This is a genomic window from Streptomyces sp. SID5785 (genome assembly GCF_009870065.1).
Taxonomy (GTDB): Bacteria; Actinomycetota; Actinomycetes; order Streptomycetales; family Streptomycetaceae; genus Streptomyces.
The window spans coordinates 1-11,083 of the sequence record NZ_WWIA01000214.1; the positions used below are offsets into that span (position 1 = coordinate 1).

Sequence of the window (11,083 nt, forward strand, 5' to 3'; positions counted from 1 at the left end):
CGCGGGGAACTGCGCGAGAAGCCCCACCGGCGCGCACCCGGCGAACGACCCCTAAAGACCCCGCTGCACCGTGTCCAGCGCCGCCACCACGACCTCCCGCAACTCGACGGAGTCGCTCCGCTCGGCCCAGTACATCGTCGCCTCCATCAACGCCCCCACGACCGCCATCGCGTAGACCCGGACCTCCAGATCCCCCGGATCACGCCCCGTCCGCTCCGCCAGCACCCGGCACACGATCTGTCCGGTGACGGACATCGACTCCATCATCCGCGACCGCACGGCCGGCACCTCGACCTGCAACCGCATCCGCAGCCGCGCCACCTCGGGGTCCTCGCTCTGCTGCGCCAGTTCGAGACTGTGCTCGACCACGTCCCGCAGGGAGTCGATGATGGACTCGTCGGCCGGGCGGGCCCGCAGCTCGCGCTCCAGGATCGGGTCGAACTCGTCGGTGAGGACGATGTCTTCCTTCGTCGGGAAGTAGCGGAAGACCGTGGACGGGGAGACCTCCGCCGCCTCGGCGATCTGCTCGACGGTCGTCGCGTCGTAGCCCTGCTCCAGGATCAGGCGGTACGTCGCCTCGCGGATCGCCGTGCGGGTCTTGATCTTCTTGCGTTCCCGCAGCCCGATGCGGGGCTGCGAGGTCTGTGCTGAGGCGGCCATGGCCCTCATTGTCGGGCATCCGCGCCGACGCGGGCCACCTCCGGGTCCGCGCCGCCGGGCCCGGCGGTCCGCGCGCGGCCGGGCAGCAGCAGGGCCGCGAGGAGCGCCGCGGCCAGGGAGGTGATGCCGATGACGACGAGCGCCAGGTTCATCCCGTGTACGAACGCGGAGTCCGCGGACGCGGCCAGCGCCGGGTCACCGAGCCGGGCGGCGACGACGTGCGCGCCGGTCACCGAGTCCCGCGCCGCACCGGCCGCGGCGGCCGGCAGTCCGTCGGCGGCGACCCGTGCGCCGTACGCGCCGGCGACGAGCGCCCCGAGCAGGGCGACACCGAGCGCGCTGCCGGTCTGGCGCACCGTGCTCATCAGGCCGGAGCCGCGCCCCGCCTGGTCCTTGGTGAGCGTCCCGAGCGCCCCGCCCATCGCGGGGATCATCGCGAAGGCGAAGCCGACCCCGGCGACCGACAGCCACAGCGCGGTGAACGCGTACCCGGAGTGCACGGTGGTCCGCGCCCCGAGGAACCCGGCGAAGGCCAGGACCACCAGGGCCACGCAGATCACCGCGCGCGCCCCGAACCGGTCCACGAGCGGCTGCGCGAGCCGGGCCGCGAGGATCATCCCCGCCATCATCGGGACGGTCCGCACGCCGGTGCCGAGCGCGTCGGTGCCCAGGACGGCCTGGAGGTACTGCGGCAGCAGGAACATCAGGCCGGACAGCACGAACATGCCGAGCGTCGCGAGCAGCGTGTTCGTGAGGAAGCCGCGGTGGCCGAGCAGCGACAGGTCGAGCATGGGGTGCGGGCTGCGCCGCTCGCGGTGCACGAGCGCGGCGAGCAGGACGACGGCGACGGCGAAGCCGCCGATCACGAGTCCGCTGCCCCAGCCCTTTCCGGGGCCCTCGATGATCGCGTAGATGAGGGAGCCGAGCCCGAGGGCGGTGAGCACCGTCGAGACGACGTCGACGCGGGGTGCGGCCGGGTCGCGGGTCTCCGGCAGCAGGAACAGGCAGGCGGTGATCCCGACGGCGACCGTCGGCACGTTGATCACGAAGACCGAGCCCCACCAGAAGTGGTCGAGCAGCCAGCCGCCGATGATCGGCCCGAGCGGGAGCCCGAGCGCGGAGGCGGCGGAGATCATGCCGATGGCCCTGGTCTGCTCCGAGCGCGGGAAGAGCCCGGGCAGGACGGAGATCGCGAGCGGCATGACGAAGGCCGCGCCGACGCCCATGAGGGCCCGGGCCGCGATCACCCAGGTGACGTCGGTGGCCAGCGCGCCCACGACCGACGCGCCCAGGAAGATCCCGAGTCCGCCGATCAGCATCCGGCGCCGTCCGAACCGGTCCCCGAGGAGTCCGGCCGGGAGCATCAGGGCGGCGAACACCACGATGTACGCGTCCGCCATCCACTGCTGCTGACCGGTGTCGGCGCCGAGGTCCCGGGCGATGGTCGGCAGCGCCACGTTGAGGATCGTCATGTCGAACCCGAGCACGAGCATGCTCGCGACCAGGGCCCCGAGGGCCCACCAGCGCCGGGGATCCGGGCGCGCCTCCGTCTGCTCTGTGACAGTAACCATGAAATGAGAGTAACTCTCACTTGGGGGTGAGTGTCAATCGCTATCCACTTCCGCCAGTGTCCGTCAGTGTTCGTCGGTGTCCGTCGGTGTCCATCCGCTTCCTTCGGGGCGGGTCCGGACATGCGGAAGGGCCGCGGTGGATGCCGCGGCCCTTCGGGAGGTGAGGAGTCCGGTGAGGTCAGCCGTGCTGGTACGCCACCAGGGAGATGCCGACGTAGTGCACGACGAACGCCGCCAGCGTCAGCGAGTGGAAGACCTCGTGGAAGCCGAACCAGCGGGGCGACGGGTTCGGCCGCTTGATGCCGTAGATGACGCCGCCCGCGCTGTACAGCAGTCCGCCCACGATGACGAGGACGAGCACCGCGATGCCGCCCTGCCGCATGAAGTCGGGCAGGAAGAAGACGGCGGCCCAGCCCATCGCGATGTAGCACGGCGTGTAGAGCCAGCGCGGGGCGCCGACCCAGAAGACGCGGAAGACGATGCCGGCCGCGGCGGCCGCCCAGATGCCCCACAGCAGCCACTGCCCCTTCGTGTCGGGCAGCAGCAGCATCGTGAGCGGGGTGTAGGTGCCCGCGATGATCAGGAAGATGTTCGCGTGGTCCAGACGGCGCAGCACGCCGCCGGCCCGCGGCCCCCAGTTTCCTCGGTGGTAGAGGCCGCTCACCCCGAAGAGCAGGCAGGCCGTCAGGACGTAGATCCCGCAGGCGACGCGGCCGCGCGTGGAGTCGGCGAGCGCCGTGAGGACGAGCCCCGCGATCAGGACGGCAGGGAACATGCCCGCATGCAGCCAGCCGCGCATGCGCGGCTTCAGCAAGGACGGCTCTGCGGCGGGGATTTCGCTGCTCTCAGCGGCGGCACTCATGCCCCGCATCGTACCTACGCGACCGTAGGTGCCGGATATGGAGCAGGCCCCCGGCCGGGACGGGGGCAAACCCCACGCCTCACCCGTACGGGCGGGCGTCGGGGTACCCGGTGTGACATCCGCGCGGCGAGTGGGAATCCTCACGTCGCTCAGGTGTGAGGCCCCCTGGACAGATGGGCGAAACGGTCGGATGATCAAATGAGTGCGGTCGGCACCGGATGAGCGCCCACTGAGTCTCAGTGGAAGGGAGGCGCCGCGTCCGGGTCGCAGCCCCCACGGGGCATCAACCTCCATACCCCTCATTTAGGAGCGATCGTGGCGCGCGACATCGCGGCTCCCACCTCCCCGGACACCCTCCCGACCACCCACCACGGCCTGATCTCGTGGGTCGACGAGATCGCCGCGCTCACGCAGCCGGACCGCGTGGTCTGGTGCGACGGCTCGGAGGCCGAGTACGAGCGCCTCGCCGAGGAGCTCGTCGACAGGGGGACGTTCAAGAAGCTCGACCCGACCCTGCGCCCGAACTCGTACTACGCGGCCTCCGACCCGACCGACGTCGCCCGCGTCGAGGACCGCACCTTCATCTGCTCCGTCAAGGAGGAGGACGCCGGCCCGACCAACCACTGGAAGGACCCCGCCGAGATGCGGGAGATCTTCAGCGGCGACCAGGGCGTCTTCCGGGGCTCGATGAAGGGCCGGACGATGTACGTCGTCCCCTTCTGCATGGGCCCCCTCGGCTCGCCGCTGTCCGCGATCGGCGTCGAGATCACCGACTCGGCGTACGTCGCCGTCTCCATGCGCACCATGACCCGGATGGGGCAGCCCGTCCTCGACGAGCTCGGCGACGACGGCTTCTTCGTCAAGGCCGTCCACACGCTCGGCGCCCCGCTGGCCGAGGGCGAGCAGGACGTCCCGTGGCCGTGCAACTCCACCAAGTACATCTCGCACTTCCCCGAGGACCGCGAGATCTGGTCCTACGGCTCGGGCTACGGGGGCAACGCCCTCCTGGGCAAGAAGTGCTACGCCCTGCGCATCGCGTCCGTCATGGCCCGCGACGAGGGCTGGCTCGCCGAGCACATGCTGATCCTCAAGCTCACCCCGCCGCAGGGCGAGTCGAAGTACGTCGCCGCCGCCTTCCCGTCCGCGTGCGGCAAGACGAACCTCGCGATGCTGGAGCCCACGATCTCCGGCTGGACCGTCGAGACGATCGGTGACGACATCGCCTGGATGCGCTTCGGCGAGGACGGCCGCCTCTACGCGATCAACCCCGAGGCCGGCTTCTTCGGCGTCGCGCCCGGCACCGGCGAGCACACCAACGCCAACGCGATGAAGACCCTGTGGGGCAACTCGGTCTTCACCAACGTCGCGCTCACCGACGACGGCGACGTGTGGTGGGAGGGCATGACGGAGGAGACCCCGAAGCACCTCACGGACTGGAAGGGCAACGACTGGACCCCGGACAGCGAGGCCCCCGCCGCCCACCCGAACGCGCGCTTCACCACCCCCGCCGCGCAGTGCCCGATCATCGCGCCCGAGTGGGAGGACCCCAGGGGCGTGCCGATCTCGGCGATCCTCTTCGGCGGCCGCCGCGCCTCCGCGGTGCCGCTGGTCACCGAGTCCTTCGACTGGAACCACGGCGTCTTCCTCGGCGCCAACGTGGCCTCCGAGAAGACCGCCGCCGCCGAGGGCAAGGTCGGCGAGCTGCGTCGCGACCCCTTCGCCATGCTGCCGTTCTGCGGCTACAACATGGGCGACTACATGGGCCACTGGGTGAAGGTCGGCGCCGGCAAGGACCAGGCGAAACTCCCGAAGATCTACTACGTCAACTGGTTCCGCAAGGACGCCGGCGGCCGCTTCGTGTGGCCCGGCTTCGGCGAGAACTCCCGCGTCCTGAAGTGGATCGTCGACCGCCTCGACGGCCGCGCCGAGGGCGTCGAGACGCCGATCGGCGTCCTGCCGACGAAGGAGTCCCTGGACACGGACGGACTCGGCCTGGCCGATGCCGACCTGGACTTCCTGCTCTCGGTCGACAAGGAGGTCTGGCGCGAGGAGGCCGCCCTGGTCCCCGAGCACCTCAACACCTTCGGCGACCACACGCCGAAGGAACTGTGGGACGAGTACCGCGCCCTGGTCGCGCGCCTCGGCTGACCCACCCCCCCCGACCGGCGAGGTCCCGCACAACGGCGTGCGGGGCCCTGGGCCTGCCGCCGCCCCCCGTCCGCCCCGACGGAGGGCGACGGCAGGCCTTCGCCTGTTACGCGGCGACGGGCTCCATCTCGCGCGCGTGGAACTCCATGCGGCGCGCGGCCAGGATCGCCGCGGCGGTGTCCGCGCGGGACGCGGCGACGACCAGCGCGCGGCCCGCGAGGGCGTGGGCGCGCTGATGCAGGGTGACCAGGTGCGGCTCGTGCACGGCGACCGCGGAGCGGACGGGGGCTCCGCCGCGCAGCCGGGCGATCTGGGCGGCGAGCTCCTCCGCGGCCTCGTCGAGGCCGGGCGTGCCGGCCGCGGCGCGCAGCTCGTCGGTGACGGCGAGCAGGGCGGCGAGATGGCTGGCGAGCTGGATGTCCAGCTCCTCCTCGCGCGAGCGGTGCGGGAAAGCGCCGGGGTCGGCCGCCGTGGTGTGGACCGACTTGGTGCGGATCGGCTCGTACATCGGAGGCCTCCAGGCAGGAGCGGGCAGCGGCTTGGCCTCCATCGTACCTTGGAACGTGTCTAATTTAGAACCTGTCCAAAACTGGGCCGGTCGGAGGCCTGTCAGGCCTGGCCGTACCCGTCCAGGAAGTTCCCGATCCGGGTCACCGCCTCCGTCAGCTGGCGGGTGTCCGGGAGGGTGACGACGCGGAAGTGGTCGGGCTCGGGCCAGTTGAACCCGGTGCCCTGGACGACCATGATCTTCTCGGCGCGCAGCAGGTCGAGCACCATCTGCCGGTCGTCCTTGATCTTGAACACCTTCGGGTCGAGGCGCGGGAAGAGATACAGCGCCCCCTTCGGCTTCACGCACGTCACGCCCGGGATCTGCGTCAGCAGCTCGTGCGCGACGTCCCGCTGCTCCTTCAGCCGCCCGCCCGGCAGGACGAGATCGCTGATCGTCTGCCGGCCGGTGAGCGCCGCGACCACACCGTGCTGGCCCGGCATGTTCGCGCACAGGCGCATGTTCGCCAGGACGGTGAGGCCCTCGATGTACGACTCGGCGTGCGCGCGCGGGCCCGAGATCGCCATCCAGCCGACCCGGAACCCGGCCACCCGGTACGCCTTCGACATGCCGTTGAAGGTCAGCGTCAGCAGGTCCGGGGCGATCGCGGCGGTCGGGGTGTGCGTCGCGCCGTCGTAGAGGATCTTGTCGTAGATCTCGTCGGAGCAGACCAGGAGGTTGTGCCGGCGGGCGATGTCGGTGAGGCCGCGCAGCATCTCGTCGGTGTAGACGGCGCCGGTGGGGTTGTTCGGGTTGATGATGACGATGGCCTTGGTGCGGTCGGTGACCTTCCGCTCCACGTCGGCCAGATCGGGCATCCAGTCCGACTGCTCGTCGCAGCGGTAGTGGACGGCGGTGCCGCCGGACAGCGAGACCGCGGCGGTCCACAGCGGGTAGTCGGGGGCCGGGACGAGGACCTCGTCGCCGTCGTCGAGCAGGCCCTGCATCGCCATCACGATGAGCTCGGAGACGCCGTTGCCGATGTAGACGTGCTCGACGTCCGTCTCCACGCCCAGCGTCTGGTAGTGCATCATCACCGCGCGGCGGGCGGCGAGCAGGCCCTTCGCGTCGCCGTAGCCGTGCGCGTCGCCGAGGTTGCGGAGCATGTCCTCGAGGATCTCCGGCGGGCAGTCGAAGCCGAACGCCGCGGGGTTGCCCGTGTTCAGCTTCAGGATGCGGTGGCCCGCCGCCTCCAGTCGCATCGCTTCCTCGAGAACCGGGCCCCGGATCTCGTAGCAGACGTTGGCGAGCTTGGTGGACTGGATGAGCTGCATGGACAGACTGTACGGCCGTGCGCGACGCGGGCGCGCTCCGTCGGGGCCGGGTGGGCGGGGCCCGCGTCGGCCCGGTTCCGAATGCGATGGCACGCGGTGCCGGACGCCTGAGGAATGCCGGGTGGGGCGCGGGGCGCGGCTTGGATGCGCGGGCCGGCGGGCGGGGTGAGATGGGCCACTCGGGCGGCGTCGGCCCCGTTCAGACGTCGGCCCCGTTCAGCAGGGGGTGCCGGGGGTGGCCGCGGTGGCCCGCAGCAGGTCCCGGACCAGGTCGAGGTCGACGCGGTCGGGTGAGCGGAAGCGCAGACAGCCCTTCCCCATGTCCTGGCCGGCGAGCCGGTCCGCGAACGCGTCGCGGACGTCCGTGCGCAGGAGGTAGAGGGAGAGGTACTGCTTCTGGCTCGCGAAGGCGATCTCGACGGTGCCGCCGCGCCGGTAGGCGGGCATGCCGTACTCCATCACCTCGTCGAAGCCGGTCAGCTCCGCGCGGCACAGCCGGCGCAGTGCGCTGAGGACCGCCCGGCGGTCCTCCGGGGCCTCGGCCAGGTAGCCGTCCACATCGCTCGCGTCGCTCCGTGCCATGACGCCAGCCTAGGCGGCGCCTCACACCGCGCGTGTGTTCGAGCATTTGTTCGAACGCGGAGGTATGGTGGTCCCATGCTCCAGGGATCGCTGTTCGACCAGGCCGACCGGATCGAGGAGAGCGCGCTCGGCGGGCTCGACGCGGTGCGCCGTACCGTGCTCGGGGCCGGTGCCTGGATCGACGTGCTGCCCGGCTGGCTGCACGGCTCCGACGCGCTGTTCGAACTGCTCGCCGCGCAGGTCCCCTGGCGGGCCGAGCGCCGCCAGATGTACGAGCGGGTCGTCGACGTGCCGCGGCTCCTGAAGCACTACGGCGCGGGCGAACCGCTGCCGCACCCCGTGCTCGCCGAGGCCCGCGACGCACTGTCCGCGCACTACGGGCCCGAACTGGGCGAGCCGTTCACGACGGCCGGGCTCTGCTACTACCGCGACGGACGCGACAGCGTCGCCTGGCACGGCGACCGCATCGGGCGCGGCGCCCGCGAGGACACCATGGTCGCGATCCTCTCCGTCGGCGCACCCCGCGACCTGCTCCTGCGCCCCCTGGGCGGCGGCCCCGTCGTGCGGCGCCCGCTCGGCCACGGCGACCTCATCGTGATGGGCGGCTCCTGCCAGCGGACCTGGGAACACGCCGTCCCCAAGTCGGCGCGGGCGGCCGGGCCCCGGATCAGCGTCCAGTTCAGGCCGCGCGGCGTGCGCTGAGCGCCGACGGGCGCCGCGGCGCCCAACTCCCCCTCCCCATCGGGTCCTTGCCGCCGACGCGGGCCGGACCGCCCTCTTGTCGCGCCGTCCGCCGGGCCGAAGAATGCACCCGGCAACCATCGGCTACAGGCGTCACACCCGACGCCGGCAAGGGGGGCTCCACCCATGGCACCTTCGGCACCGATGACATCGAGGCTCGGCAGGGCGGCGACCGGCGCGGCCTTCGCCCTGGTCCTCGCGGCGGCGGGGGCGGCGCCCGCGGCGGCGGCCGGCGACACCCGCGCCGCATCGCACGACGCGCCCGTGACCTTCGCCGCAACGGTCGCGCTCAGCAACTGTTCGGGCTCCGTCGTACGCACCCCGCAGTCCCGGCCCGACGACCCCGCCCTCGTGCTGTCCAACGGGCACTGCATCGAGAGCGGCTTCCCGCAGGCCGGCGAGGTCATCGTCGACCAGCCGTCCACCCGCACCTTCACGCTCCTCGACGAGAAGGCCGGCGACCTCGGCACACTGCGGGCCGACCGGATCTCGTACGCGACGATGACCGACACCGACGTCTCGCTGTACCGGCTCACCACCAGCTACCGGCAGATCGAGCGGCAGTACCACGTGCGGCCGCTGCTCCTCGACGCGCGCCACCCGCGCAAGAACACCGCGATCACGGTGGTGTCGGGCTACTGGAAGCAGCAGTACCGGTGCGCCGTCGACGGGTTCGTCAACGAGGTCAGGGAGTACTGGTGGACCTGGAAGGACTCGGTGCGCTACACGCCCGGGTGCGGGACCATCGGCGGCACCTCGGGATCCCCGGTGATCGACGACCGCACCGGACGGGTCGTCGCCGTCAACAACACCCACAACGAGGACGGCGAGCAGTGCACCCTCAACAACCCCTGCGAGGTCGACCGCAAGGGCCGCGTCACCGTCCGCCCCGACGCGCGCTACGCGCAGGAGACCTACGGGATCGTGCCGTGCGTCCGGCACGACGGCACCCTCGACCTGGGACGCAAGAAGTGCACGCTTCCTGAGCCCCAGGCCTAGGGCCCTGGCCCGGGGTTCAGGCGGTGGGGGTGCGCCGGACGGAGCGGCCCGCGAGGACGTCCGTGCGGCGGCCGTCCTCGATGACGGGCCGGCCGTCGATCAGGACGTGCGGGATGCCCACCGGCAGGGTGCGCGGCGCCTCGAACGTCGAGCCCGCCGCCACCGTGTCCGGGTCGAAGAGCACGAGGTCGGCGCGGTACCCCTCGCGGACCAGACCGCGGTCCGGCAGCCGCAGCCGGGCCGCGGGACGCGAGGTCAGATGCGCGACCGTCTCCTCCAGGGACAGCACCCCGAGGTCACGGGCGTACCGGCCCAGGTAGTGCGGGAACGTGCCGTACGCGCGCGGGTGCGGCTTGACGCCCTGGAGGATGCCGTCGCTGCCGCCCGTGTGCACCGGGTGCTGCATGATCGCGCGGACGTTCTCCTCGTGGCCGACGTGCTGGAGGATCGTCGAGCCCAGGCCGTCCTCGATCAGCAGGCGGCGGGCCGTCACCCAGGGCGCCTCGCCGCGCTCGGCGGCGGCCGCCGCGACGGTCCGGCCCACGTACGTGCCGAGGTCCGGGTCCCGGACGCCGGAGATCTCGATCGTCTCCCACTCCATCGGCACCCCGTGGCAGCCGTCCGAGCCGAGCTCCTCGACGTGGTGCCGGATCCGCTCGGCCGTCGCGTCGTCGCGCAGCCGGGCGAGGGTCGCGTCGGGACCGCCCTCGTTGGCCCAGCTCGGCAGCATCGCGACGAGCGTCGTGGCGCCCGGCGTGTACGGGTACGTGTCGAGGCTGATGTCGGCGCCCGCCCCGATGGCCTCGTCGAGCAGGGCCAGCAGATCGGTGCCCCTGCCCTTGTTCACCCCGAAGTTCATCGTGGCGTGCGCCAGGTGCAGGGAGCAGCCCGCGCTCCGGGTCAGCTCGACCATCTCCCGGTACGCGTCCAGCGCGCCCGCCCCGTAACTGCGGTGGTGGGGGCAGTAGTAGCCGCCGTACGACGCGACGACCCGGCACAGCTCGGTCAGCTCCGCGTCCTTCGCGTACATGCCCGGCGTGTACGTCAGGCCCGAGGACATGCCGACCGCGCCCTGCTCCATGCCCTCGGCGACCAGCCGCCGCATGTGCGCGAGCTCGGCCTCGGTCGCGTCCCGGTCGTCCCAGCCGACGGCGTGCATCCGGACTGTGCCCTGGGGGATCAGGTAGGCGGCGTTGACCGCGATGCCGCGGTCGAGCCGGTCCAGGTACTCGCCGACCGAACGCCAGTCGAAGTCGATGTCCGACCCGTCGCCGTTCCAGCCGGCGATGACCTGGCGGACCTGGCCGAGGGTGCGGTCGTCGACCGGGGCGTACGACAGGCCGTCCTGGCCGAGCACCTCGAGGGTGACGCCCTGGGCGGCCTTCGCGCTGTGGTCCGGGTCGCGGAGCAGGGCGAGGTCGCTGTGGGCGTGCATGTCGATGAAGCCGGGGGAGAGGGCGAGCCCGGAGCCGTCGAGGGTTCTCGGGGAGGAGGGGCGGGGGCCGCCGGTGTCCTCGCGGTGGATGCGGGCGATGCGGCCGTCGGTGACCTCGACGTCGGCGCGGTAGGCCGGGGTGGCGGTGCCGTCGATGACCTTGACGTCCTTGATGACCAGGTCCGTCATTCCTGGCTGCCTCTCTTGGGGGGTGAGTTCGGGTGCGGGTTCGGTGGGGGCTGGTCGCGCAGTTCCCCGCGCCCC

At 72.0% G+C, this 11,083-nt stretch carries 10 protein-coding genes; 3 read left to right on the top strand and 7 right to left on the bottom strand.

The annotated features are described in order from the left end of the window. Window positions 1-51: 51 nt before the first annotated feature. From GTW43_RS06585 to GTW43_RS06595, 3 genes are all read right to left on the bottom strand, one after another. Window positions 52-660: a TetR family transcriptional regulator gene (locus tag GTW43_RS06585; protein WP_161300680.1), complete on the bottom strand. Its 609-nt coding sequence runs from the start codon at window positions 658-660 to the stop codon at window positions 52-54. Window positions 661-665: 5 nt separating this feature from the next. After that, complete coding sequence (locus tag GTW43_RS06590; RefSeq protein WP_161300681.1) at window positions 666-2,231, bottom strand: MFS transporter; 1,566 nt, start codon at window positions 2,229-2,231, stop codon at window positions 666-668. A gap of 178 nt (window positions 2,232-2,409) precedes the next feature. After that, a complete protein-coding gene (locus GTW43_RS06595; protein ID WP_161300682.1) occupies window positions 2,410-3,093 on the bottom strand; it encodes a hemolysin III family protein in 684 nt (227 codons plus the stop codon). Window positions 3,094-3,408: 315 nt separating this feature from the next. On the opposite strand from GTW43_RS06595, the gene GTW43_RS06600 reads away from it, so the two are divergent. Beyond that, window positions 3,409-5,241: a phosphoenolpyruvate carboxykinase (GTP) gene (locus tag GTW43_RS06600; RefSeq protein ID WP_161300683.1), complete on the top strand. Its 1,833-nt coding sequence runs from the start codon at window positions 3,409-3,411 to the stop codon at window positions 5,239-5,241. Window positions 5,242-5,347: 106 nt separating this feature from the next. On the opposite strand, the gene GTW43_RS06605 is transcribed toward GTW43_RS06600, so the two are convergent. The 3 genes from GTW43_RS06605 to GTW43_RS06615 form a co-directional block, all read right to left on the bottom strand. Next, window positions 5,348-5,749 carry a hypothetical protein gene (locus GTW43_RS06605; protein WP_161300684.1) on the bottom strand — a complete coding sequence of 134 codons (402 nt, stop codon included), beginning with the start codon at window positions 5,747-5,749 and terminating at the stop codon, window positions 5,348-5,350. Window positions 5,750-5,850: 101 nt separating this feature from the next. Continuing rightward, complete coding sequence (locus GTW43_RS06610) at window positions 5,851-7,062, bottom strand: pyridoxal phosphate-dependent aminotransferase (RefSeq protein WP_161300685.1); 1,212 nt, start codon at window positions 7,060-7,062, stop codon at window positions 5,851-5,853. A 216-nt stretch (window positions 7,063-7,278) separates the two neighbouring features. Next, window positions 7,279-7,644, bottom strand: a complete 366-nt coding sequence (locus GTW43_RS06615) for a DUF1801 domain-containing protein (RefSeq protein WP_161300686.1) — start codon at window positions 7,642-7,644, stop codon at window positions 7,279-7,281. A 75-nt stretch (window positions 7,645-7,719) separates the two neighbouring features. Here GTW43_RS06615 and GTW43_RS06620 point away from each other — a divergent pair, with 75 nt between their 5' ends. Next, window positions 7,720-8,346: an alpha-ketoglutarate-dependent dioxygenase AlkB gene (locus tag GTW43_RS06620; RefSeq protein WP_161300687.1), complete on the top strand. Its 627-nt coding sequence runs from the start codon at window positions 7,720-7,722 to the stop codon at window positions 8,344-8,346. A 183-nt stretch (window positions 8,347-8,529) separates the two neighbouring features. After that, the gene (locus tag GTW43_RS06625) at window positions 8,530-9,384 is read left to right on the top strand and encodes a serine protease (RefSeq protein WP_161300688.1); all 855 of its coding nucleotides are present in this window, start codon (window positions 8,530-8,532) and stop codon (window positions 9,382-9,384) included. A 16-nt stretch (window positions 9,385-9,400) separates the two neighbouring features. Here the strand turns inward: GTW43_RS06625 and GTW43_RS06630 are convergent, their stop codons facing one another. After that, window positions 9,401-11,008, bottom strand: a complete 1,608-nt coding sequence (locus GTW43_RS06630; RefSeq protein WP_161300689.1) for a D-aminoacylase — start codon at window positions 11,006-11,008, stop codon at window positions 9,401-9,403. Between the last annotated feature and the right edge of the window lie 75 nt (window positions 11,009-11,083).